22 protein-coding genes are annotated in these 22,573 nt (G+C 63.5%); 12 read left to right on the top strand and 10 right to left on the bottom strand.

Features of this window, described 5'->3' with window-relative positions:
• Positions 1–36 precede the first annotated feature (36 nt).
• Positions 37–1,149, top strand: coding sequence for an SMP-30/gluconolactonase/LRE family protein (locus JQ553_RS15295; protein WP_212500783.1), 1,113 nt, complete (start codon positions 37–39; stop codon positions 1,147–1,149).
• A gap of 84 nt (positions 1,150–1,233) precedes the next feature.
• Here JQ553_RS15295 and ppc read toward each other — a convergent pair whose 3' ends face one another.
• The 3 genes from ppc to JQ553_RS15280 all read right to left on the bottom strand — a co-directional run bounded on the left by ppc (position 1,234) and on the right by JQ553_RS15280 (position 6,663).
• Positions 1,234–4,041: a phosphoenolpyruvate carboxylase gene (ppc, locus tag JQ553_RS15290; protein ID WP_212500782.1), complete on the bottom strand. Its 2,808-nt coding sequence runs from the start codon at positions 4,039–4,041 to the stop codon at positions 1,234–1,236.
• A gap of 124 nt (positions 4,042–4,165) precedes the next feature.
• The gene (locus JQ553_RS15285) at positions 4,166–5,713 is read right to left on the bottom strand and encodes an acyl-CoA synthetase (RefSeq protein ID WP_212500781.1); all 1,548 of its coding nucleotides are present in this window, start codon (positions 5,711–5,713) and stop codon (positions 4,166–4,168) included.
• A gap of 137 nt (positions 5,714–5,850) precedes the next feature.
• A complete protein-coding gene (locus tag JQ553_RS15280; RefSeq protein WP_212500780.1) occupies positions 5,851–6,663 on the bottom strand; it encodes a crotonase/enoyl-CoA hydratase family protein in 813 nt (270 codons plus the stop codon).
• A 95-nt stretch (positions 6,664–6,758) separates the two neighbouring features.
• On the opposite strand from JQ553_RS15280, the gene JQ553_RS15275 reads away from it, so the two are divergent.
• Together JQ553_RS15275 and JQ553_RS15270 are read left to right on the top strand one after the other, a co-directional pair.
• Positions 6,759–7,631 carry an SDR family oxidoreductase gene (locus JQ553_RS15275; protein ID WP_212500779.1) on the top strand — a complete coding sequence of 291 codons (873 nt, stop codon included), beginning with the start codon at positions 6,759–6,761 and terminating at the stop codon, positions 7,629–7,631.
• 151 nt (positions 7,632–7,782) lie between these two features.
• Positions 7,783–9,360 carry a fatty acid--CoA ligase gene (locus JQ553_RS15270; RefSeq protein ID WP_212500778.1) on the top strand — a complete coding sequence of 526 codons (1,578 nt, stop codon included), beginning with the start codon at positions 7,783–7,785 and terminating at the stop codon, positions 9,358–9,360.
• Positions 9,361–9,461: 101 nt separating this feature from the next.
• Here the strand turns inward: JQ553_RS15270 and JQ553_RS15265 are convergent, their stop codons facing one another.
• Both JQ553_RS15265 and JQ553_RS15260 read right to left on the bottom strand, forming a co-directional pair.
• Entirely contained in the window at positions 9,462–9,938 is a 477-nt protein-coding gene (locus JQ553_RS15265; RefSeq protein WP_212500777.1) for a GFA family protein, read from the bottom strand.
• A gap of 117 nt (positions 9,939–10,055) precedes the next feature.
• The gene (locus JQ553_RS15260; RefSeq protein WP_212500776.1) at positions 10,056–11,330 is read right to left on the bottom strand and encodes an acyl-CoA dehydrogenase family protein; all 1,275 of its coding nucleotides are present in this window, start codon (positions 11,328–11,330) and stop codon (positions 10,056–10,058) included.
• A 220-nt stretch (positions 11,331–11,550) separates the two neighbouring features.
• Between JQ553_RS15260 and JQ553_RS15255 the strand changes: the two genes are divergently transcribed.
• Positions 11,551–12,330 carry an enoyl-CoA hydratase-related protein gene (locus JQ553_RS15255; protein WP_212500775.1) on the top strand — a complete coding sequence of 260 codons (780 nt, stop codon included), beginning with the start codon at positions 11,551–11,553 and terminating at the stop codon, positions 12,328–12,330.
• 133 nt (positions 12,331–12,463) lie between these two features.
• Here JQ553_RS15255 and JQ553_RS15250 read toward each other — a convergent pair whose 3' ends face one another.
• From JQ553_RS15250 to JQ553_RS15240, 3 genes are read right to left on the bottom strand one after another with little or no spacing between them, the layout of a single operon-like run.
• Positions 12,464–12,847, bottom strand: coding sequence for a DUF6285 domain-containing protein (locus tag JQ553_RS15250; RefSeq protein WP_212500774.1), 384 nt, complete (start codon positions 12,845–12,847; stop codon positions 12,464–12,466).
• 1 nt (position 12,848) lies between these two features.
• Positions 12,849–13,835 carry a phosphotransferase family protein gene (locus JQ553_RS15245; protein ID WP_212500773.1) on the bottom strand — a complete coding sequence of 329 codons (987 nt, stop codon included), beginning with the start codon at positions 13,833–13,835 and terminating at the stop codon, positions 12,849–12,851.
• On the bottom strand, positions 13,832–14,626 hold the full coding sequence (locus tag JQ553_RS15240; RefSeq protein ID WP_212500772.1) for an enoyl-CoA hydratase/isomerase: 795 nt from the start codon (positions 14,624–14,626) through the stop codon (positions 13,832–13,834). The genes JQ553_RS15245 and JQ553_RS15240 overlap by 4 nt, the downstream gene beginning before the upstream one ends.
• Positions 14,627–14,783: 157 nt before the next feature.
• Here JQ553_RS15240 and JQ553_RS15235 point away from each other — a divergent pair, with 157 nt between their 5' ends.
• The 7 genes from JQ553_RS15235 (at position 14,784) to JQ553_RS15205 (ending at position 20,118) form a co-directional block, all read left to right on the top strand.
• On the top strand, positions 14,784–15,566 hold the full coding sequence (locus JQ553_RS15235; protein ID WP_212500771.1) for an SDR family NAD(P)-dependent oxidoreductase: 783 nt from the start codon (positions 14,784–14,786) through the stop codon (positions 15,564–15,566).
• Positions 15,567–15,656: 90 nt separating this feature from the next.
• Entirely contained in the window at positions 15,657–16,034 is a 378-nt protein-coding gene (locus JQ553_RS15230) for a VOC family protein (RefSeq protein WP_212500770.1), read from the top strand.
• Positions 16,035–16,194: 160 nt separating this feature from the next.
• A complete protein-coding gene (locus tag JQ553_RS15225) occupies positions 16,195–17,469 on the top strand; it encodes an acyl-CoA dehydrogenase family protein (protein WP_212500769.1) in 1,275 nt (424 codons plus the stop codon).
• A 70-nt stretch (positions 17,470–17,539) separates the two neighbouring features.
• Complete coding sequence (locus JQ553_RS15220; protein ID WP_212500768.1) at positions 17,540–18,157, top strand: flavin reductase family protein; 618 nt, start codon at positions 17,540–17,542, stop codon at positions 18,155–18,157.
• A 44-nt stretch (positions 18,158–18,201) separates the two neighbouring features.
• Entirely contained in the window at positions 18,202–18,690 is a 489-nt protein-coding gene (locus tag JQ553_RS15215; RefSeq protein ID WP_212500767.1) for a GDSL-type esterase/lipase family protein, read from the top strand.
• Positions 18,691–18,708: 18 nt separating this feature from the next.
• Entirely contained in the window at positions 18,709–19,032 is a 324-nt protein-coding gene (locus JQ553_RS15210; protein WP_249144280.1) for a GNAT family N-acetyltransferase, read from the top strand.
• Between the two features lie 255 nt (positions 19,033–19,287).
• Positions 19,288–20,118, top strand: coding sequence for a YkgJ family cysteine cluster protein (locus JQ553_RS15205; protein WP_212500766.1), 831 nt, complete (start codon positions 19,288–19,290; stop codon positions 20,116–20,118).
• An 86-nt stretch (positions 20,119–20,204) separates the two neighbouring features.
• Here JQ553_RS15205 and yghU read toward each other — a convergent pair whose 3' ends face one another.
• Entirely contained in the window at positions 20,205–21,083 is an 879-nt protein-coding gene (yghU, locus tag JQ553_RS15200; RefSeq protein ID WP_212500765.1) for a glutathione-dependent disulfide-bond oxidoreductase, read from the bottom strand.
• Positions 21,084–21,115: 32 nt separating this feature from the next.
• Positions 21,116–21,391: a hypothetical protein gene (locus JQ553_RS15195; protein WP_212500764.1), complete on the bottom strand. Its 276-nt coding sequence runs from the start codon at positions 21,389–21,391 to the stop codon at positions 21,116–21,118.
• On the opposite strand from JQ553_RS15195, the gene JQ553_RS15190 reads away from it, so the two are divergent.
• Positions 21,369–22,502, top strand: coding sequence for a nitronate monooxygenase (locus tag JQ553_RS15190; RefSeq protein ID WP_212500763.1), 1,134 nt, complete (start codon positions 21,369–21,371; stop codon positions 22,500–22,502). The two genes, JQ553_RS15195 and JQ553_RS15190, sit on opposite strands and share 23 nt — an antisense overlap.
• Positions 22,503–22,573: the final 71 nt, after the last annotated feature.

Below are 22,573 nucleotides of genomic sequence, written 5' to 3'. Positions count from 1 at the left end.
CCGCCTCCCCATAACAACAAAACCTGGGAGGACTTCATGACAAATCCAACAAATACCCCAAATCACCAGGACGACGGCGCGAAGGCGTTCGACCGTCGCACGGTCTTGCGCGGCGCAACCGCACTTGCTGCAACTGCGATGGCCGCATCGGATGCCGTCGCACGCGACTTCGGCCGCAATGCGGAACCGCAACGCTATCCCGATCCCGACATCGTCGTGATCGATGAGAAGCGGTTCAAGGCCAAGGTCGGCAACACCTCGATCAAGCGGCTCTTTACCGGTTGCCTGTGGGCGGAAGGCCCGGCCTGGAACGGGCAAGGCCAGTATCTCGTGTGGAGCGACATCCCGGCCAACCGGCAGCTTCGCTACCTCGACGATGACGGCCACATCTCCGAACAATTCCACAAGCCGTCGAACGAAGCCAACGGCTCGACCTTCGATTTCGAGGGCCGGCAGATCACGGCCGAACGCACGCGCCTGGTCCGCTACGAGCACAACGGAAGCGTCACGACGCTGGCCGAGCAGGCCGGCGGCAAGCCGCTCAACGGGCCGAACGACATGGTCGTGCATCCCAACGACAAGTCGATCTGGTTCACCGATCCCGGTTACGGCGCGATCTCGATCTATGAGGGACAGCTCGCCAACACTGGCTCGACCCAGCCATACCAAAAGGAAGCGGTGTACAGGCTCGACGCCCAGAGCGGGGCGATCACCAAGGTCGCCGACGAGCCGTTCAAGCCGAACGGCATCGCCTTTAGCCACGACTACAAGAAGGTCTATGTCTGCGACACCGGCACCACGCACTATCCGAACGCCAAGAACATCGTCTGGCAGTACGACCTCAACGGCGACAAGCTCTCCAACCCGCGCACGCTGATCGACATGACGCTGAACGGCAAATCGGGCTTTCCGGATGGTCTGCGTTGCGATGTCGATGGCAACGTCTGGGTCGGCGCCGGCTGGGTCGGACCAGGCTATGACGGCGTGCAGATATTCGCGCCGGACGGCCAGCGCATCGGCCAGATCCTGCTGCCGGAGACCTGCGCCAACCTCACCTTCGGCGGCAAGAAGCGCAACCGCCTGTTCATGACGGCCAGCCAGTCGCTGTATGCGGTCTACGTCGAGACCAAGGGCGCGCATATCTGCTGAGAATAGCGAATCGTAGAGAAGCGAGTAGTGAGTGGCGAATGGCGAATAGAGTTCATTCGCTACTCGCCATTCGCTATTCGCCGCCTACCCGCTATTTCTCAACCCCGCCGAAATGCCGTTGATCGTGATCTGGATCCCGCGCAGCACCTGCTCGTCGGGGTTCTGCGCGCGATGCTCCTTCAATAGCTCCACCTGCACGTGGTTGAGCGGGTCGAGATAGGGGAAGCGGTTGCGGATCGAGCGTTCCAGCAGCGGGTTGCCTTGCAGCAACCGCTCGGTGCCCATGATATCGAGCAATGTCTCGATCGAGAGATGCCATTCCCGGCGAATACGGCCGAAGATTTTCTCGCGCAGCTCGACATCGGGCACCAGTTCAGCATAGCGCGAGGCGATCGCAATCGAGCTTTTCGCCAGCACCATGTCCATGTTTGACAGCAGCGTGCGGAAGAACGGCCACTCCCTGTAGAGCTCCTGCAGGAACGGCATGCCCTGCTCCGGATGCTCCGCAATCCAGGTTTCGACGGCCGAGCCAAAGCCGTACCAGCCCGGCAGCATGAGCCGGCATTGCGCCCACGAGAACACCCAGGGAATGGCACGAAGGTCCTCGATTTCGCGGGTCTTCTTGCGCGAGGCGGGGCGGCTGCCGATGTTCAGCGTCGCAATCTCGTTGATGACGGTCGAACCCCAGAAATAATCGGCAAAGCCCTCGGTCTCGTAGACGAGGCCGCGATAGACCTTGAAGGCGAGCGCCGAGAGCTGCTCCATCGCCTTGAGATATTCGGCCCGCGGCGCGCTCCGCCGCGGCTGCAACAGGCTGGTCTCGAGCGTCGCGGCGGCGAGGATTTCGAGATTGCTGCGCCCGACCTCGGCGTTGGAATATTTTGACGAGATGATCTCGCCCTGCTCGGTGATGCGGATCTGGCCGTTCACCGCGCCGCCGGGTTGCGCGATGATGGCGTCATAGCTTGGCCCACCGCCGCGGCCGACCGAGCCGCCACGGCCATGGAACAGGCGCAGCCGCACGCCGTGGCGCTCGAACACCTCGACGAGGCCGATCTCGGCCTTGTAGAGTTCCCAGCCCGACGTGACGAAGCCGCCATCCTTGTTGCTGTCGGAATAGCCGAGCATGACTTCCTGCACGCTGCCGCGGCTATCAACCAGCTTGCGGTAGTCGTGCAGCGCCAGCATGCGGTCCATGATGCCGCTGCAGGCCTGTAGATCCCCGATCGTCTCGAACAGCGGCACGATGTTGATGGCGCTGCGGCCGGATGGATTGACCAGTCCGACTTCCTTCAGCAACACCGCGACTTCGAGCATGTCGGACATGCCCTGACACATCGAAATGATGCATTGATGGATCGCGTCGGGGCCGAATTTGGCGTGCGCCTCGGCGACGGCGCGGAACACGGCGAGTTCGTCCTGCGTCTCCTCCGAATATTTGATGAAAGGCGACGTGAGTGGCCGCGCGCTGCGGAGCTCGTTGAGCAACAGGCTGACGCGGGCGTCCTCAGCCATCGCCATGTAGGACATGCCGGGATTGGCGGCATCGAACAGCTCGGCAATCGTGCGTTCGTGCACGGCGGAATTCTGCCGGATGTCGAGGCGGGCGAGATGGAAGCCGAAGCAATCCACCGCGCGCCGCAACCAGCGCAGCCGGCCGCGCGCGATCACGCGAGAATTGTTTGATATCAGCGAGCGGTCAAGCACGTCGAGATCAGACTGGAATTCCCTGACGCTTGCGTAAGCCTCGGCCTTGCCAACCGGCCGCCGGGTGGTCTCGACCTCGAGCCTGGCAGCGGTCGCCGCGAGCCTTGCGTAGATGCCTGAAACCGCGAGGCGATAGGGCTCGCCGCTGCGATGCGGCGAGGTGTCGGGCGATCGTTCGGCGAGCGTGCGCAGCTCGTCGGAAGTGTCGGCAAGATGCGCCGCGAGTGACAGTTCGGCGCCGAGCGCGTGCAGCTCTTCGAGATAGAAACTGAGCACCCGGCTCGACTGCAGCCGCAGCGTGCCGCGCATCACGTCCGCGGTCACGAACGGATTGCCGTCGCGGTCGCCGCCGATCCAGCTTCCAATTCGCAGGAACGAGGCGAGAGCGCCCTCCTCGGCGCCTTCCCCGTTCAGCCGGTCCTCCAGCGCGCAATGCAACCGCGGAACTTCCTGCAGGAAGGTGTAATCGTAGAAGGACAGGCCGTTGGCGACCTCGTCGAGCACGGTAAGCTTGGTGCGGCGCAGCAGGTTGGTTTGCCAAAGCGTCACCACCGCGCGGCGAAGCTGCTCGTCGCTCGCCTCGGCCTCTTCCACCGTCATTTGCACGCGCTCGCGCCGGCCGAGCAGCGCGGCGATCTCCATCTCGCGGTCCATGGTGCTTTTGCGGCGGACCTCGGTCGGATGTGCTGTCAGCACCGGGCTGACCAGCGCGCTCTTGAAAAAGCTGCGCAGATCGGCCGGGCTGATCCCGGCCTGCCGCGCATGGGCCAGCGTCTGCTCCAGCGTAGAGACCCGCGGCGCACCGCCCGGGCCGCGGCTGCGCATCTGACGGATGTTGTTCTGGTCCTCGGCGATATTGGCGAGATGGGAGAAATAGCTGAAAGCGCGGACGATCTGCACCGTCTCAGCGATCGACATGCTGTCGAGGATGGTCTCGAGCTCTCGCCGCGCCGGAAGGTCCTCATCGCGATGGAACCGAACTGACGTCTGACGGATACGCTCGACCAGGTCGAACACCTCTGCGCCCTCCTGGTCGCGCACGGTGTCGCCGAGGACACGCCCCAACAGGCGGATATCGTTCCGGAGCCGCGCATCTTCCTCCAGCGCCGCTTTCTCAAGAAGGCTGGCCTCTTCTGCGCGCCCGGCGCGGACTTCGGTCTCGGAAGGCATGGTCTGGGGAGACATGGCTGGCTACTCCAGAAGCTGCCCGGCAATGCCTTGGAGTGTGCAATTTTTTTGCCGCAGCGCAAGATGAAGTTGGAGGCGGCGCACGCTGACCGTCGTCCCGGCGGCAATCTGTTCTGCCGCGCTATATCCTTCGCCCGGCGCGCTCCCAATACGGATCCCGCAGACGGCGCTTGAAGATCTTGCCGGAATCCTCGCGCGGCAGGTTGGTCTGGATCTCGACGTGCTTGGGCACCTTGTAATCCGCGAGCGAGGTCTTGAGCTGGGTGCGGATCGCGGCGACGTCGAGCGTCACGCCCTCTTGCGGCTCGACCACCGCCATCAGCGCCTCGCCGAACTCGGCATCGGGGATGCCGAACACCGCGCAATCGTGCACGCCTGGAATCGCATGCAACACCGCCTCGATTTCGGCCGGATAGATATTGACGCCGCCCGAGATCACCATGTCGCGCTTGCGGTCGCAGATGAAGACGTAGCCCTCCTCGTCGATATAGCCGACATCGCCCGAGGTGATGAATCCCTGCCGGTCGATCTCGGCACGCTTCTGCTGCTTGTTGTGATAGGTGAAATCGGGATTGCCCGCGATCCGCGAATAGATCTCGCCGATCTGGCCCTGCGGCACCTCATTGCCGTCATCGCCGATGAAGCGGAGTTCCGCGCCGGGCGAGATTTTTCCGACCGTGCCGGGCTTTCTCAGCGCATCCTCCGAGGTCGCGAAGGTCACTGCCCCCGACTCGGTCGAGCCGTAGAACTCGTGGATCACTGGCCCCCACCAGTCGATCATCGCGCGCTTGACGTCGGCCGGACACGGCGCGGCAGCATGGATGACGTGATGCAGCGACGACATGTCGTGTTTGCTGCGCACCGCCTTAGGCAGTTTCATCAGGCGGATGAACATGGTCGGCACCATGAAGATGGTGTCGATCCTCTCGCGCGCGATCAGACGCAGGAATTCCTCCGCATCGAAACGCGGCATGAGCACCAGCACGCCGCCGAGCCGCGCCGAGCGCAGCCCGAACGAATTCGGTGCCGAGTGATAGAGCGGTCCCGGCAGGATCGCGCGGGCTCCCGGCTTCAGGCCGTAGATCAACGCGCGCATGGCTTCCGCATTCGCGACCTGCTCGGGCGTCGGCGCGAAACGGCGCACCCCCTTGGGATGGCCTGTGGTCCCGGAGGTGTAGATCATGTTCTGCGGCTGCGGCACCGCGGGGCCATCGTAGCGCGGATGCTGTTTGAGCCAGGCTTCGAAATCAATCGCGAACTCCGGCATGGCGAGGTGATCGGGATTGATCTCGTAGCTCGCCAGGATCTCCGGGGGCGTCGGCACGCTGAGCACGGTAACGCCTGGTGGAATGGCGTCGCGCAACGGATGCAGCAGGTCGGCATGCGCGATCAGAACACGCGTGCCGGAATCGGTCAGGACATAGTTGACCTCTTCCGGCTTGAAGTGCCAGTTGATCGGCACGCCGTAGGCGCCGAGCCGCATCGCAGCATAGGCGGCCTCGATGAATGCGATGTCGTTGCGCATCAGCATGCAGACGCTGTCGCCCGGCCTGACGCCGAGCCGGTCCAGTCCGCCGGCGACGCGGTCGGCGCGCTCAGCCACCTCGGCGTGATCGCGCCTGCGTTCGCCGCTGATGATGCCGCAGAAGAGTTCGGACGTTTCGCTCATTTTGTTCTTCTTTTTTGTTGGCAGCCTTGCTCCTTATGGTTGGAGGCGCGTCTTCGCGCGTCTCCAGCCATGAGACTCGTGGCAGATCCGCCGCGGCGCCGCTTGCATGGCTCGTCGGGAGTCGGCCACGGGTTTGCTCACGCATCCGCAAAACGCGGCGCGCGCTTTTCGAGATTGGCCCGCACGGCCTCGCTCTGGTTCGGACTGCCCAGCAGCTTCTGCTGCTCGACCGATTCCGCAAGCAGCGCCGCGGCGGGGTCGACCGTGAGGTTGTTCAGCATGCGCTTGGCGGCGCGGATCGCGTCCGGGCTCTTGCCGGCGATCTCACGCGCGAGTTCGAGCGCGGCTGCGCGCGGATGGTCGCAGACCCGGGTTGCGAGACCATAGCTCTGCGCTTCCTGCGCCGAGAAGATACGGCCGGTATAGGTCAGCTCGCGCAGGATATCGTCGCGTACGAGGCTCGCGAGGATCGGCGTGCCCGCCATGTCGGGCACCAGTCCCCATTTGATCTCCATGATCGACATCTTCGCGTCGATGCTAAGGAACCGCATGTCGGCGCCAAGCGCGAGCTGGAAACCGCCGCCGAACGCAACGCCATGGATCGCGGCGATGACCGGCACCGGAAGCTGGCGCCAGCCCCACACCGCCTGCTGCGGAAAATTCGCCTTGCCGTGGGTGCGGATGGTGAGGTCACGGCTCTCCCCGCCGGCCACACCGTTACCACCCATTTCCTTCATGGCGGCGAAGCGACCCATGTCGAGCCCGGCGCAGAACGCCCGGCCCTCGCCGGACAATACTACCACCCGCAGGCCTTTTTCCCGTGAAAGCCGCTCCGTTGTGGCCACCAGCGCCTCAAACATCGCGGCATCGAGTGCGTTCATCTTGTCGCCCCGCACCAGGCGGACATCGGCGATCCCCTCCGACATCGAAATCGAGACGCGATCTTCCATGGGAATCTCCTCCGCTGCTTCAGTATGAACGCTTTACAGAAAGGCTGTTGTTCGGGTTTAGTCAATCGACAGAAAAGCCCGTGGGAGTGGAAACGATGTTCAGCGATCAGCTTCTCGCCGGGCGACGCATTCTCGTGACCGGAGGCGGCACCGGTCTCGGCAAATCGATGGCGTCGCGGTTCCTGCAACTAGGAGCCGAAGTCCATATCTGCGGCCGCCGCAAGAGCGTCTGCGACGAGACCGCAACCGAACTGATGGCCGAGTATGGCGGGCGCGTCGTGAGCCACGGCGTCGACATCCGTAACGCGCAGGCCGTCGACGAGATGATCGAGCAGATCTGGACCGATGGCCCGCTGACCGATCTCATCAACAATGCCGCCGGCAACTTCATCTCGCGCTCGGAGGAATTGTCCGCGCGCGGCTTTGATGCGGTCGCCAACATCGTGATGCATGGTACCTTCTATGTCACGCAAGCGGTGGGCCGGCGCTGGATTGCGGGCAAGCATCGCGGCAACGTGGTGTCGATCACCGTGACCTGGGTGCGCAACGGCTCGCCCTACGTCGTGCCGTCGGCGATGAGCAAGTCGGCGATCCACGCCATGACCATGTCGCTCGCGGTCGAATGGGGCAAATACGGCATTCGCCTCAACACGATCGCGCCGGGCGAAATCCCTACCGAAGGCATGAGCAAGCGCATCAAGCCGGGCGACGAGGCCGGTGCGCGGACCAAGGCGGTGAACCCGATGGGCCGCGTCGGCACCATGGAGGAGCTGCAGAACCTCGCTGTGTTCCTGATCTCCGGTGGCTGCGACTGGATCAATGGCGAGACCATCGCCATGGACGGCGCGCAGGCGCTTGCGATGGGCGGCAACTTCTACCAGTTGCGCGACTGGAAGGACGACGACTGGGCCCAGGCCCGCGAGTCGATCAAGGCGCAGAACGAAAAGGATCGCGCGGCCCGGGGTTGAACGGCGCATCTCTCGCCACATCTTGCGATGCTGTCCTGGCGCAGGCCGGGGACGATGATGCCGGACGGTCGCGGCCATCGTCCTCGTATTGTTTTTACCGCGAGATATCGCCACACTCCGCGCAACCAGAACAAGACATCAAGGGGGACACATGTCCATTGCGGCACGACCGGCCAACCTTGCCGACATGGTGCGCGACCGCGCGAAGAGCCGCGGCAACGCGATCGCTCTCGAGTTCGAGGGCCGCCAGACCACCTTTGCCGAGTTCGACGTCAAGACCAACCGGGTCGCCAACGCGCTGATCGCGATGGGCGTCAGAAAGGGCGAGCGCATCGTCTATATCGGCAAGAACAGCGATGTCTATTTCGAGCTCTTGATGGGCGCGATGAAGGCCGGCGTCGTGATGGCGCCGGTCAACTGGCGGCTCGCGGGGCCCGAGGTGGCCTTCATCGTCGAGGACTGCAAGGCGCCGGTTCTGTTCACGGGACCCGAATTCATCGCGCTGGTCGGCAGCATCAGGACCAAGCTGCCGAGCGTGCGCACGATCATCACGACCGAAGGCGGCGCGGCGGAATGGCCCGACTTTGTGGCCTGGCGCGACGCACAGAGCGGCGACGATCCGCGAGTGATGATCGAACCAAAGGACATCGCAATTCAGCTCTATACCTCAGGCACAACCGGCAAGCCGAAGGGCGCGATGCTGTCGCATGCCAATTTGCTCAACCTGCTGCAGATCAACGAGGCCGACAAGCCGGAATGGAACCGGTGGACAGCCGACGACGTCTCGCTGGTCGCGATGCCGATCTTCCACATCGGCGGTTCCGGCTGGGGCGTGGTCGGCCTCTATCACGGCGCGCGCGCCGTGATAGAGCGTGAATTCGATCCGACCAGGGTGCTCGACGTCTTCGAACAATCCGGCATCACAAAGCTCTTCATGGTGCCGGCTGCGATGCAGTTCGTGGTGCGGCAGCCGCGCGCGCGGCAGGTCGACTTCTCCCGCCTCAAATACATGCTCTACGGCGCCTCGCCGATTCCCGCCGCGCTGCTGAACGAATGCATCGAGGTCTTCCAATGCGGCTTCGTGCAGATGTACGGCATGACCGAGACGACGGGCACGATCGTGGCGCTGCCGCCGGAGGACCATATCGAGGGCCTCGATCGCATGCGCTCGGCGGGCAAGGCGCTGCCCGGCGTCGAACTCGCGATCCTCGACCCCGACGGCAGGCCTCTGCCGCCGGGCGAAGTCGGCGAGATCGCCACTCGCTCGGGCTCCAATATGGTGGGTTACTGGAATTTGCCCGAAGCGACCGCGCGTACGATCGACGGCGACGGCTGGCTGCGCACCGGCGACGCAGGCTACATGGACAGCGACGGCTATCTCTATATCCACGACCGCATCAAGGACATGATCATCTCTGGCGGCGAGAACATCTATCCCGCCGAGGTCGAGAGCGCGATCTGCGATCACCCCGACGTCGCGGAAGCCGCCGTGATCGGGATCCCCGACGACAAATGGGGCGAGGCGGTGAAGGCCGTCGTGGTGATGAAGTCGGGCAAAAGCGCGTCCGCGGCCGACATCATCAACTTTACGCGCGAGCGCATCGCGGGCTTCAAGACGCCGAAGTCGGTCGATTTCATCCCGGCGCTGCCGCGCAACCCGTCGGGCAAGATCTTGCGGCGGACGTTGCGCGATCCGTATTGGGCGGGCAAGGACAGGCAGGTGAATTAGCCGTCTCCGCCGTTCCTGGCCAAATCAACGGATCGGCGCGAGGCGCCACCCGATGACAGGCTCCGCCCGAGCTGCAAACGGCGCTGGAGCGGTAGCGCACATCACTTCTTCCCCGTCTTCTCCCGCATGATCCGCCGCCGCTCCTTCGCTTCGTCCGACCAGACCTCGTCGAGATCGTAGAACTCGGCGAAGGCCTTGACGCCAGACGGAAGCGTAACCCAGGGCTGCTTGGATGAGGTGAAGATATGGACATCGGGCGGGCATTGGTCCGGATCATCCATCGTGCCGACGCGCACGAAGCGCACCGCGGACCCCGCCCCCGGATAATTGCTCCAGACCGCGACCTTGCAGCGCGGGCAGCGCGCGATCTTCTGCCCGCGCCCGCTCGCCGAAGGCGTATCCACGATCTCAGGCTCGGCAGCGATGTGCACGACCCTCTCGGCCTCGTACAGCGCATTGAGGCCGTGAACCGCGCCGGTCTCGCGCTGGCACCAGCGGCAATGGCAGGCATGGACGATCATCGGCTTGCCCGTGAGACGGTAGCGAATATGTCCGCAGGTGCATCCGCCTTCCATCATGGGGCTTCCCTCGGAGCTAACGCGCGATGAGATCAGGATGAATCATCATCGCGCTTTAGCTTGTTGCTTGCGCATGACCTTTTCGGAAAACCGCTACGCACTTTTCCGGATCATGCTTTAGTGCTTCCCTGCTCCCATATAGCCAAACAGGAAGCCCGCCACCTTTCGCTTCTGGATCTCCTCGCTGCCCTCGGTGATGCGATAGCGGCGGTGGTGGCGATAGATATGCTCAAACGGCTTGTGGCGCGAATAGCCCATGCCGCCGTGCACCTGCATCGCGCGGTCGGCGGCATCGCAGCAGAGCCGGTTAGCCCAATAATTGCACATCGAGACCTTGTCGGACAGGGTGTGCTCCACCTCCGCCTGGGTGAGCTGATCCATCTCCCAGGCGGTCTTGCGGATCAACAGCCTGAGCATCTCGGCCTGCGTTGCCAGTTCGACCAGCGGCCACTGGATTGCCTGGTTCTCGGCCAAGGCCTTCCCGAACGGCTTGCGCTCACGCGCATACTTCACGCTTTCATTGATGCAATAGACCGCGGCGCCGAGCGAGCTTGCGGCCTGGCGGATGCGGTTCTCGTGCACGAAACATTGGGCGAGCGAAAGCCCGCGGCCGACCTCGCCGAACAGCGCGTCCTCCGGCACGAACACGTCAGTAAAGCTGACCCGCGGGTGATCGGTCGGCATGTTGAAAGTCCACATATATTGCTCGACCTTCACGCCCGGCGACTTTGCCGGCACCAGGAAGCAGGTGATGCCGCGTGCGTCGCCGTCATTGCCCGAGGTTCGCGCGAACAGCGCGCAATGGGTGGCGACATGCATGCCGGTCGTCCACATTTTCTCGCCGTTGATGATCCAGCCCTTGACGTTGTCGCGGGTCGCCGGAGCCGCCTTGGTCTCCATGTGGGTGGCGTCGGAGCCGTGCTCGGGTTCGGTCAGACCAAACGTGATGCGGTATCTGCCGGTGATGGAACCATCGATCATCGCCTTCTGCTCGTCGGTTCCATAACGGTCAAGCATGGTTACAATAGGCAGATTGCCGACGATCGAGTGCTCGTTCTGCAGATCGTTGTGCAGGCCGAGGCCCTTGGCGGCGAAGTGCTCGCGGATCACGGCCATCCAGAGGTTCGAGCCATCCCTGCCGCCATAGCGCTTCGGGATCGCGAAGCGTAGATGACCGGCAGCGTCGGCGCGGTCCTTCGCCTTGCGCAGCAGCGCTTCCCATTCGTGCCGCGGCAGGCCGCCATTGTCGAAATCGGTGCGCGCCCATTCGCGGCGATGATCGAAGAAGCGGATGTTGTCATCGGCTTGTTCGAGCGGCTTGATCTCGCGTTCGATGAAGGAATCGAGTTCGCCGAGATACGCTGTCAGGTCGGCCGGCAGATTGAAATCCAAGGCAGTCACTCCCGCAAATACTGTTGCTTGTCGTTTTGCGTCCAGGCGCTATCGGGCCCAAGCAGTTCATTCGATTAAGGTGAGAAGCGTGCGACCAAGTCAAGGAGCGCGATGCCGCTTGCACGCGCGGTCGCCTTGCGTATTTGGATGGCGCCGCTCGGCGCGCACGCGCTAGGATGCCGAAAATATTCTTTGCCGCAGAAAAACGACGGGAGCGAACATGGATCTGAAATTCTCCAACGTGACGCGCAAGGGTCCCATCACCATCGTGACGCTGTCACGCCCCGAGGTTTACAACGCGCTGCATATCGATGCGCATTTCGAGCTCAACAAGGTCTTTGACGACTTCTCCGCCGATCCGGAACAATGGGTCGCGATCGTCACCGGCGCCGGCGACAAGGCGTTTTGCGCCGGCAACGACCTGAAATGGCAGGCGGCGGGCGGCAAGCGCGGCTGGGACAAGGGCGGCTTCGCCGGCCTCACCACGCGTTTCGACTGCGACAAGCCGATCATTGCCGCCGTCAATGGCGTCGCGATGGGCGGCGGCTTTGAAATTGCGCTCGCCTGCGACCTGATCGTCGCCGCCGAGAACGCGACCTTCGCCCTGCCGGAGCCGCGCGTCGGCCTCGCGGCGCTTGCCGGCGGCCTGCACCGACTGCCGCGGCAGATCGGCCTGAAGCGCGCCATGGGCATGATCCTCACCGCCCGCCACGTCAGCGCCAAGGAAGGTCTCGAGCTCGGCTTCGTCAACGAGGTGGTGCCGCAGGGCGAAGCGCTCGTCGCGGCCGAGCGCTGGGCGGAAACCATCGCCAAGAACTCGCCGATGTCGATCCGCGCTTCCAAGCAGGCGATCCAGAGGGGCCTCGAAACTTCGCTGGAGCAGGCCATGGCGGAGCAGCGCGACTATCCGGCGGTGAAGGCGATGGTTGCATCGCAGGACTATATCGAGGGTCCGAAGGCGTTTTCGGAGAAGCGGCCGCCGAAATGGCTGGGGCGGTAACGGCTCTCTCAGCGTCATGGCCGGGCTTGTCCAGGCCATCGTCGCCTTCGATGGTAAGACGAATACAAGAGGTGATTGCCCGGGTCATCTGCGCGAAGACGCGCTTCCGTTTTCTCCCGGGCATGAGGGCGCATTACGAATTCGTCCTGTTCTCAAGCTCCCGCTTGTACGACGCGTAGTTCGGCTGATCGACGGCGAGCTTGTCCATCGTGGTTTGCCAGAGATGCTCCGACAGCCCAGGCGTCCGCAAATCCGCTTCGCCCTTGGCGATCTTCTCCGACAGCACACGATTGAGCGCCATCAGCGGGCCGTCGGCGCCGAGCAGTTGCTTCAGCCGCGCGGTCTCCGCCGAGTCGCTGTCCCGCTCCAGGGTGAGCTGCCGCGCTACCAGGTCGAGCGCGTTGATGCCGACACGGAGCTTGAAGCCGTTGTGTCCCGTGATTGCGGGAGCAATCTCGCTGCGCAGGAAATCGGCGACGGCCTTGATCAACTCAGTCGGTGTAGGTTCGTCCTGCATGTCACGTCCCCCGTGGGGCCAAGAGCCTCAGCAAATCGATCTCCGTCTCCGAGGCGCGGCGTCCGATCATCGCGCGTTCCATCGAATGGTCTGGTCCGCTGCGGAACCGTTGCATCATGCCGCAACACATCACGCCCCAGCGCAGCGTGCCCATCACTTCCCAGAACATCACTCGCGCAGAGTCGACCTTGCGGCCAACCTGCTCATATCCCGCAAACAGATCCTCACGCGAGCCGAAACCGCCGACCGGTTTGTCGATCTCGCCGAACCGCCAGGAGTTCACGCAGATCCAGCCGAGATCCTCCATGGGGTCGCCGACATGCGCAAGTTCCCAATCGAGCACCGCGCGCACGCCGTCCGGGCCGATGATGAGATTGCCGTGGCGGAAATCGCCATGCACCAGCGTCACCTCGCTCGAAGGTCCCGGATCGTGATCGCGCAACCAGCGCAGCGCGAGCTCGAATACCGGGCGCGGCCAGTTGAAGCTGCGATACTCGCGTTCCAGATCGGCGATCTCCTTCGTTGCCGTCATGCTGCGCAGCTTTGGCAGCTTCTGCCGCGGCAGGCCATGGATACCGGCAATCACTTTCCCGAGCTGGCGCGCCAGGATCGGCCGCGCCTTTGCAAATTGCGCGTCGCGCAAGATCTTGCGCGCGATGGTCTCGCCCTCGACACGCGCCATGATGAAGCCGCGGCCGAGGCCGTCCTCCGGCCGCAGCACATGCATCACTTTCGGCGACGGCAGACCGGCATCATGCGCGAGCTGCATCAGCGTCGCTTCCGCATCGAGCCCGGCGGCGCGGCCGGGCGCCGCCCCAAAGCCCGGCGGCGCGCGGCGCAGGATCGCGCCGACGTTGCCGTTTGCGTGCACGATGTCGAAGGTCCAGGTCTCCTGGCTGGCGCCGCCGGAAAGTTTCGCGGTGGCGGTGACGCCGGTCGCGCCCGGATAAAAGGCGGCGACGCAGCGTCCAAGCTCGGCCTCGATCATTTGCCCTTGAACTTTGCGGGACGTTTCTCGAGGAACGCGGTGACGCCTTCCCTGAAGTCCTCGGTGCTGCCGGCGATGCGCTGCGACTCGAATTCGAGGTTGAGCTGTTCTTCGTAGGAGTTCTCCGGGCTGTCCCAATAGAGTTTTCTGATCAGCGCCAGCGCGGTCGTCGGGCCGTCGGCGAGCTCACGGGCGAGCTTCATCGCCTCCTCCATCAGCGCGCCATCGTCATGGACGCGGTTGACAAGGCCCCATTCCAGCGCCTTCTCCGCCGGCAGCCGCTCGCCGAGCAGCGACAGCTCGACCGAGCGCGCCTTGCCGATCAGCCGCGGCAACAGCCACGTCGAGCCGCAATCCGGCACCAGCCCGATGCGGCGGAACGCCTGCAGGAAATAGGACGAGCGGGCGCACAGGATCATGTCGCCCATCAGGGCGAAGCTCATGCCAGCGCCAGCGGCAGCGCCGTTCACCGCCGTGACGATCGGACAGTGCAGCTTACGCAAGCGGCGCAGGAACGGATGGAAGGCGGTTTCGAGCGCCGCGCCGGCGTTGCTCCTGCCGGGCTTCTGTTGGCTATTGCGGCCCTGCAGATTGGCGCCGGTGCAGAAGGCGCGGCCCGCACCCGTGATGACGAGGCAGCGCACCTCGTCGCGCTTGTCGTCGATCGCATCCAGCGCCTCGGCAAGGCCGCCGAGCATGTCGATCGAGACCGCATTCATCACCTCCTGGTGGTCGAGCTTGAGGATCGCGACCGACCCGTCGAAATCGAGCGTGACGTGCTTGAATTGCATGGTTTCCTCTGCCGGTTGTTTCGCGGTTGGTACCGCAGTAGGTCGACCTTGATGCGTCGGCCCATATTTGATTTTTGCGCCGGGCTTGTCCATGGTTGGCCTCAAGCCCGTCCCTCGAGCGCACGATTAACGCGCGCCGAACCAAATGGAAACCCCAATGAGCAGCATCTTCGACCTCAGCGGCCGCGTCGCGGTCATCACCGGCGGCAATGGCGGCATCGGGCTCGGCATCGCGCAGGCCCTGAATGCCGCCGGCTGCAACGTCTCGATCTGGGGCCGCAATGCTGAGAAGAACAAGAGCGCGGCGGCGTCGATGGCGTCCGGCCCCGGCAAGGTCGCAACCCAAATCTGCGACGTCAGCGATGCCGCGTCGGTCAAGGCTGCAATGCAGGCGACGCTCGATACCTTCGGGCGCGTCGACGGCTGCTTCGCCAATGCCGGGATCGGCGGCGGCGGACGCCGCGCCTTCATCGACCGAACCGAGGAGGAATGGCGAAAAATGTTCGCGACCAATCTCGACGGCGTGTTCCATGTCTTCCAGGCCGCGGCACGCCGCATGACCGAGCGTGCGGACGCCGGCGACAAGTTCGGCCGGCTGGTCGCGACCTCGAGTCTCGCTTCGCTGTTCGGCACCGCTCGCAACGAACATTATGCCGGCACGAAGGCCGCGCTGAACGCGCTGTGCCGCGCCCTCGCCGTCGAGCTCGCGCGCTACGGCGTCACTGCAAATGCGATCCTGCCCGGCTGGATCAAGAGCGACATGACCGCGGGCATCATGGCGAACGAGAAGTTCGTCGCAAACGTCATGCCGCGCATCCCGGTGCGCCGCTTCGGCGAGCCCAGCGACTTCGGCGGCATCGCCGTCTACCTCATGAGCAAGGCCTCGTCCTATCATACGGCGGACTGCTTCGTGATCGACGGCGGATATACCGCGTTCTGATCCCCGCGCCGGTGCCCGTCGCGCTTCCGTATCGACAAATGTGCTGTTAGCGTGTAGTCCACAGCCAATGCAATCGGGAGGGCGCTCAAGATGTTTTCACACGTGATGGTCGGCACCAACGACCTCGACAAGGCCAAGGCGTTCTATGACGCGCTGCTCGGCACGCTCGATGTCCGGCCGGCCAGGGTCGACGGTCAGCGCATTTTCTACATCACCAAGACCGGCGTGTTCTCGGTTTCCAAGCCAATCAATGGCGAAGCGGCGACGCCGGCCAACGGTGGCACGATCGGCTTTACCTGCAACTCGCCGGAGCAGGTCGAAGCCTGGCACGCGGCAGGCATCGCCAATGGCGGCAAGTCCTGCGAGAATCCGCCGGGCGTGCGGGAAGGCTCGGTCGGCAAGCTCTACCTCGCCTATCTTCGCGACCTCGACGGCAACAAGCTGTGCGCGATGCACCGGCTGGGTTGAACCCAAGCCGTAGAACCGACGGCGATCAAACAGCGTTTTAAACGCCGTCGCGATATTCCGTGATGCGGCAGTGATCGAGCCGAAAATGCGCGCTCGCGCTTCTCGGCGCCCACGTTTATTGTCTGCGGCAACGCGCATCTCGCGTATGGGAGGATAATGAATGAAACACGCCTATGTGCCCCGCACGACGAACTACACGCTCAACCCAGGCGACGAGCTCAACGACCTGCGCATGTCGGACCAGGTCCGGCCGCTTTACGACCATGTGAAGCAGTTCATCCGCGACGTGGTCGAGCCGATGTCCGTCGAGTTCTACAGGCACGGCGAGAAGAAGACCGATCGCTGGAGCTTTACGCCGGCGCAGCTCGAGGTGCTCCAGAAAGCCAAGGACAAGGCCAAGGAAGTCGGCCTCTGGAACTTCTTCCTGCCCGATGCCGAGACCGGCGAAGGCCTGAAGAACCTCGACTACGCCTATATCGCCGCCGAGCTCGGCAAGAGCCCGCTCGCTTCGGAAACCATGAACTGCTCGGCGCCCGACACCGGTAATATGGAGGTGCTGGAGCGCGTCGGAACCAAGGAGCAGAAGGAGAAGTGGCTGAAGCCGCTGCTGTCAGGCGAAATCCGCTCGGCCTATGCAATGACCGAGCCGAACGTCGCCTCGTCGGATGCCAAGAACATCTCGACCACTGCAAGGCTCGTCGGCGACGAATGGGTGATCAACGGCGAGAAATATTACATCTCCGGTCTCGGCGACCCCCGTTGCAAGATCATGATCGTGATGGTGAAGACCAATCCCGACGCGCCGCCGAGCAAGCAGCAATCGCAGATCCTGGTGCCGAAGGATACGCCCGGCGTCGAAATCCTCGGGCCCATGCACGTGTTCGGCCACGATCATGCGCCGCGCGGCCACATGCATCTGCGCTTCAACAACGTGCGGGTACCGAAGGAGAACATCCTGCTCGGCGAAGGCCGCGGCTTCGAGATCTCGCAGGTCCGCCTCGGCCCCGGGCGCATCCATCACTGCATGCGCACCATCGGCAAGGCCGAGAAGGCGCTCGACATGATGGTACAGCGTGGCCTCACTCGCGAGGCTTTCGGCAAGAAGATCGCTCATCTCGGAGGCAACACGCAGATCATCGCGCAGGCCCGCTGCGAGATCGAGGCGATGCGGCTGATGGTGCTGAAGGCCGCGAAGGCGATGGACGTACTTGGCAACAAGGAAGCGCGCGTCTGGGTCTCCATGGTCAAGGCCATGATCCCCGAGCGCGCCTGCAAGGTGATCGACCAGGCGATCCAGATGCATGGGGCGACCGGCATCTCGCAATGGACGCCGCTCGCCGAAATGTACCAGGACGTCCGCCATCTCCGCTTCGCCGACGGCCCCGACGAAGTGCACTGGATGGTGGTCGGCCGGCACGAGCTCAGCATGCCGTAAACGCGCTTCATCGAAGCGTGGGGCGAGTTACGCTTCGCTGGCCTGCCCTACGCTCTTCCGGAACCCTCCCATGGAATACGCCCCCAGCGATCTGACCCAGCGCGAACGCTACAAGGTCCTGACCTCCTTCGTGCTACCGCGGCCGATCGCCTGGGTGACGAGCGTCAGCCCGGGCGGTGTGGTGAACGCCGCGCCGTTCAGCTTCTTCAACGTGTTCTGCGAGGATCCACCGCTCTGCATGTTCGCGGTCAACCGGCGCCCCGACGGCCGCGAAAAGGACACGCTCACCAACATCCAGCGATCGGGCGAGTTCGTGGTCAACATCGCCGACGAACCCTTGGCGCGGGCAATGCACGAGAGCAGCGGCGATTTTCCGCCCGAGATCGGCGAGCCAAATTATCTCGGGCTGAAGCTCGCGCCCTCCAGCAAGGTTGCGGTGCCGCGGCTCACCGACACGCCCTGGGCGATGGAGTGCAGGACCTGGAAGCTGATCGACGTGAACGGTGACCGGCAGCTCATCATGGGTGAAGGCGTCAATTTCTACATCCGCGATGAATTGTGGGACGCCAAGGCGATGCGCGTGCACATGGAGCGCTATCATCCGATGGGCCGCATGTTCGCGGACCGATATTGCCGCACCGACGACCGCGTGGTGTTTCCGGCGGCGGAGGGTGTAACGACGAGGTAGCCGGCGGCCACGGCTGATCTGCGGCGCAATGACGGTTTGCCATCATGTTCAGACTTCTCGCGATCGTCTTCCTCCTCACCGTTTCCACCGCCCACGCCCGTGCACAGATTGTGGCGCTCGGCGCCAGCAGCACAGCCGGATACGGTGTCGGCGCTTCAGCGGCGTTTCCGGCCCTGGTGGAAGCAATGTTGCGCGCGCGGGGCCGGCCGATGTCGGTCAGCAATGCAGGCGTCAGCGGCGACACCACGGCCGGCATGCTCGCCAGATTGTCAAGCGCGGCGCCACCCGGGACCAGGATCGTCATTCTTCAGATCGCCGGCAATGATGCCATGAAAGGAATGAGTGCGACGGAGGCGCAAGCCAACAGGACCGAGATACGAAGACGACTGCACGCGCGCGGCATCCGGACAATCGAAGCCGATGGATACGTCCTGTCAGCGCTTCGGAGCGGCCTGCGGCAGCCCGACGGAATCCACATGACCGCGGAAGGCCATCGCAGGGTCGCCGAGCAAATCGCCGCCCGGATTCGCTGACATGTTCCCGAAAAACGGATGTCCCATATGATCGACAATTTTCGTGACAACCAAGCACTCAGCCGGTTCGAACTCGACGTCGGCGGCAAGGTCGCCTTCGTTGTTTACCGGAAATCACCCGGTGCGATCACACTGGTCCACACCGAGGTGCCGCCGGAGCTTGGCGGCCAAGGCATCGGCTCGAAGCTTGGGCGCGCGGCGCTCGACGCGGTGCGGACGCAGCGACGCGAGCTCACAGTCGAATGCGATTTCATCCGCAGCTTCATGAAGAAGTATCCCGAGTATGACGACCTGCTGGCTTCGGATGACGGCAGTGCGTCCGGAAAGCCACCGGCAAGCTAGAGAGCATTATCAGCGGCTCTTGAAACGGGGCGGCGAAGGAACGTTGCACCGGGGCTGATTCAGTCCGCCGCAGATGATCCTTCATTTGCGCAACTATCTCATGCACGTTTGTCAGGCGCGACATTTTGTCCTCGCGGATATGATGACTACGAGGGTTCGCCATCGTCCGTGATTTGCCTCGGATGCTGGCACACTTCGCAATCTGCCGCTGCTCAAGAACCAGGCACAAGAAACAAGCCGGCCAAGAACAAGAAAATGGATCAACTGACGTTGTTGGTCGTTCGCGCCGTCGAAAGCGGCGCGACGACATTTAAGGGTATTGTCGACAAGACAGGGTTATCCCGCCTCAAAGTCGAACGTGCGCTACAGTCTCTCGAAAAGCAGAAGCTGCTTTTTCGCGAGAGCAAGGGCCTCTGGGCACTTGGCGCACGGACGACGGCACCGAACGTCCGGCAATGTGGATCATGCTCGCTGTGCTGCACGGTGCTCGAAGTGACGGATGTCCGGAAACCGGTCAACCAGGTGTGTCAGTATTGTGACCTGGGCAAAGGATGCACGATCTACGACGACCGTCCGCGAATGTGCCGGTCGTTCAACTGCGTGTGGGTACAAGGTCATCTCGGCGACGACTGGTATCCCGACCAGATCGGCATGGTGCTGCATTTCGGCCTGGACGCGCTCAACGTGCAGGTCGATCTCGGTTGTCCTGACCGTTGGCGGCAGGAGCCATATTTCAGCAAGCTGTGCGAATTGTCGCTCGATGGACTGAGGGTGAACGGCAGCCGTCGCTATGCCACCCTCGTCGTCGTCGGTTCTGACAAGTTTCTTCTTCTCGGGCGAACAATTGTTCCTGATCCCACACTTTTTGGCACCGCATTCGTGCCTCTGGCGCACGAAAAGTTTCACTACTGGAAGGCGAGGTCGCTGGAGCATTTGCAGCGGTTGAATGAACGCGTTGTGGAGATACAGCGCATACAGCAGGAATTTGGGTACTGTGCTCTCCCGGACGACGACGACCCCTACCCACCTTATCGACCTGCACTTCTCCAATTATCGCAAGGCAGGCTTGTTGTGTCTGCGGGATGACCAAGCCGCCTTGCTGAGAAGCCGCCGCCCAAGGGAGACGAGCCTGGCATCAGTCAATAATCCGGCTCGCCTTAGCTTGGCGCCCTTTACGACGCGACCGCCTCTCCGATCTTGTCCTGCGTCATGGTCTCGAAATCGCCGGCGTCGTGGCGTTCGTGCAGTTGGCTCGACGGCTCGCCCCAAGTGCGGTTGACCATGCGGCCGCGCTTCACCGCCGGCCGCGCGGCGATCGCGTCGGTCCAGCGCTGCACGTTCTTGTATTCGTGAACGGAGAGGAATTCGCCGGCGCCATAGAGCAGGCCTTTTGCCAGGCCGCCGTACCACGGCCACACCGCGATGTCCGCGATCGTATAGACGTCCCCCGCGAGATATTCGTTGTCGGCGAGCCGGCGGTTGAGCACATCGAGCTGGCGCTTCACTTCCATCGCAAAGCGGTCGATGGCGTATTCGATCTTGGCCGGCGCATATGCGTAGAAATGGCCGAAGCCGCCGCCGAGATAGGGCGCCGCTCCCATTTGCCAAAACAGCCAGGAGAAGGTTTCCGCGCGCGTCTTGACGTCGGTCGGCAGCAACGCGCCGAATTTCTCGGCGAGATAGACCAGGATCGAACCCGACTCGAACACGCGGATCGGCTCGGGGCCGCTGCGGTCCATCAGCGCCGGAATCTTCGAGTTCGGATTCACGGCGACAAACCCGCTGCCGAACTGGTTGCCATCGATCTTGATCAGCCAGGCATCGTATTCGGCGCCCTTGTGGCCGAGCGCCAGTAGCTCCTCCAGCATCACCGTGACCTTCACGCCGTTCGGCGTCGCCAGCGAGTAAAGCTGCAGCGGATGTCGGCCAACCGGCAGTTCCTTCTCGTGCGTGGGGCCCGCAATCGGACGGTTGATGCTGGCAAAGCGCCCGCCGCTCTCCTTGTTCCAGGTCCAGACTTTGGGCGGCTCGTAGGCGGGTATGTCGGTCATGCAAATGGCTCCGGCGCGAGGGCGCGTCAGTGTTAGCTAAAGTTCAAATCATGAATAGCAAGGCATGTATCCTTCGGACCGTGATCGCGGCGGCCGCTGTTGCATATTTTACCTTGCGGAATGCATCGCTCCACCGCCGTGCCGCCGGCGCCTGCACGCAAGATGGCGGTCTGCGAAAGCGGCTTGGCTTGGCCGTCCGTGTTGGGATAGCGTCGCAAGGGCCATTGCCGCTCAAAGCAAGAAATGCGGCTTCGAAAAAGGCTGCCGCCGGGAGGGAATCGATCCATGAAGTCACCGATCTCCGACATGCTGGGAATCGAGTTTCCGCTGCTCGCCTTCAGCCATTGCCGGGACGTTGTGGCCGCAGTCAGCCGCGCCGGCGGCTTCGGCGTACTCGGCGCGACCGCGCATTCGCCGGAGACGCTCGAGCAGGAGCTGAGCTGGATCGACGACCATGTCGACGGAAAGCCCTATGGAGTCGACGTGCTGATACCCGAGAACATCTCGACCGCGGGCGAGAAGAACGTCACGTGGAAGGCGCTCGAAGCACGCATCTCGCAGGAGCATCGCGACTTCACCCGCAATCTCCTGAAGAAGCATGGCATCGAGCTCTCGACGAAAAGCGTCGCCGACAACCAGCCGCAACCGTTCGATGCGGAGACCGCGCTTGAACTGCTCGACGTCTCCTTCCGTCACCCGATCAGGCTGATAGCGAATGCGCTGGGCGTGCCGCCAAAGGCGATGATCGACCGCGGCAGGAAACATGGCGTCCCGGTCGCGGCCCTTGTCGGCGCCAAGGAGCATGCGCTGCGCCAGGTCGCGGCCGGCGTCGATATCCTCGTCGTGCAGGGTACCGAGGCCGGGGGCCATTGCGGCGAAGTCTCGACCATGGTGCTGGTGCCCGAAGTGATCAAGGCGATCAAACCGATCCGCGACGTGCCGGTGCTGGCAGCCGGCGGCATCATGACGGGCCGGCAGATGGCTGCCTGCATGGCGATGGGCGCGGCCGGTGTCTGGACCGGCTCGGTGTGGCTTGCGACCGTCGAGTCGGAGACGTCGGAGATCTTCCGCGAGAAGATGATCGCGGCGTCCTCGCGCGACGCGGTGCGCTCGAAGGGCCGCACCGGCAAGCCGGCGCGGCAGCTCCGCTCGGTCTGGACCGATGCGTGGGATCGCTCGCCCGACAGCCCCGGCGCACTGCCGATGCCGCTGCAAAGCATCGTCAGCCGCGATGCCTTCAACTCGATCGACCGCGCCGCGGCCGCCGGCAACGAGAAGGCGCGCGACCTCGTGAGCTACTTCGTCGGCCAGGGCGTCGGCCTGATCGACAGCGTCAAGTCGGCCACAGCCGTGGTGCAGGAATTCAAGGAAGATTTCATCGAAGCCGTCGAGCACATGAACGCGCTGATGGCGGAGTGAAAGTGCCCCGTCGTTGCGAGGAGTTCGCGACAAAATTGCAAAGCAATTTTGCGCTGAAGCGACGAAGCAAT

The organism is Bradyrhizobium lablabi, from assembly GCF_018131005.1.
In the GTDB taxonomy this organism is placed as follows: domain Bacteria; phylum Pseudomonadota; class Alphaproteobacteria; order Rhizobiales; family Xanthobacteraceae; genus Bradyrhizobium; species Bradyrhizobium lablabi_D.
Note: the sequence above shows the minus strand (reverse complement) of the source record. Positions and strands in the feature narration are given on the sequence as shown.

Excerpts from the sequence above, each read along its gene's own strand:
- ppc (WP_212500782.1), bottom strand. The coding sequence starts at position 4,041 with ATGTCTCCCCAGACCATGCCTTCCGAGACCGAAGTCCGCGCCGGGCGC.
- JQ553_RS15225 (WP_212500769.1), top strand. The coding sequence starts at position 16,195 with ATGAAACACGCCTATGTGCCCCGCACGACGAACTACACGCTCAACCCA.
- JQ553_RS15190 (WP_212500763.1), top strand. The coding sequence starts at position 21,369 with ATGAAGTCACCGATCTCCGACATGCTGGGAATCGAGTTTCCGCTGCTC.
- JQ553_RS15275 (WP_212500779.1), top strand. The coding sequence starts at position 6,759 with ATGTTCAGCGATCAGCTTCTCGCCGGGCGACGCATTCTCGTGACCGGA.
- JQ553_RS15240 (WP_212500772.1), bottom strand. The coding sequence starts at position 14,626 with ATGCAATTCAAGCACGTCACGCTCGATTTCGACGGGTCGGTCGCGATC.
- JQ553_RS15230 (WP_212500770.1), top strand. The coding sequence starts at position 15,657 with ATGTTTTCACACGTGATGGTCGGCACCAACGACCTCGACAAGGCCAAG.
- yghU (WP_212500765.1), bottom strand. The coding sequence starts at position 21,083 with ATGACCGACATACCCGCCTACGAGCCGCCCAAAGTCTGGACCTGGAAC.
- JQ553_RS15255 (WP_212500775.1), top strand. The coding sequence starts at position 11,551 with ATGGATCTGAAATTCTCCAACGTGACGCGCAAGGGTCCCATCACCATC.
- JQ553_RS15285 (WP_212500781.1), bottom strand. The coding sequence starts at position 5,713 with ATGAGCGAAACGTCCGAACTCTTCTGCGGCATCATCAGCGGCGAACGC.
- JQ553_RS15235 (WP_212500771.1), top strand. The coding sequence starts at position 14,784 with ATGAGCAGCATCTTCGACCTCAGCGGCCGCGTCGCGGTCATCACCGGC.
- JQ553_RS15250 (WP_212500774.1), bottom strand. The coding sequence starts at position 12,847 with ATGCAGGACGAACCTACACCGACTGAGTTGATCAAGGCCGTCGCCGAT.
- JQ553_RS15210 (WP_249144280.1), top strand. The coding sequence starts at position 18,709 with ATGTCCCATATGATCGACAATTTTCGTGACAACCAAGCACTCAGCCGG.
- JQ553_RS15205 (WP_212500766.1), top strand. The coding sequence starts at position 19,288 with ATGGATCAACTGACGTTGTTGGTCGTTCGCGCCGTCGAAAGCGGCGCG.
- JQ553_RS15245 (WP_212500773.1), bottom strand. The coding sequence starts at position 13,835 with ATGATCGAGGCCGAGCTTGGACGCTGCGTCGCCGCCTTTTATCCGGGC.
- JQ553_RS15280 (WP_212500780.1), bottom strand. The coding sequence starts at position 6,663 with ATGGAAGATCGCGTCTCGATTTCGATGTCGGAGGGGATCGCCGATGTC.
- JQ553_RS15295 (WP_212500783.1), top strand. The coding sequence starts at position 37 with ATGACAAATCCAACAAATACCCCAAATCACCAGGACGACGGCGCGAAG.
- JQ553_RS15220 (WP_212500768.1), top strand. The coding sequence starts at position 17,540 with ATGGAATACGCCCCCAGCGATCTGACCCAGCGCGAACGCTACAAGGTC.
- JQ553_RS15265 (WP_212500777.1), bottom strand. The coding sequence starts at position 9,938 with ATGATGGAAGGCGGATGCACCTGCGGACATATTCGCTACCGTCTCACG.
- JQ553_RS15215 (WP_212500767.1), top strand. The coding sequence starts at position 18,202 with ATGTTCAGACTTCTCGCGATCGTCTTCCTCCTCACCGTTTCCACCGCC.
- JQ553_RS15195 (WP_212500764.1), bottom strand. The coding sequence starts at position 21,391 with ATGTCGGAGATCGGTGACTTCATGGATCGATTCCCTCCCGGCGGCAGC.
- JQ553_RS15270 (WP_212500778.1), top strand. The coding sequence starts at position 7,783 with ATGTCCATTGCGGCACGACCGGCCAACCTTGCCGACATGGTGCGCGAC.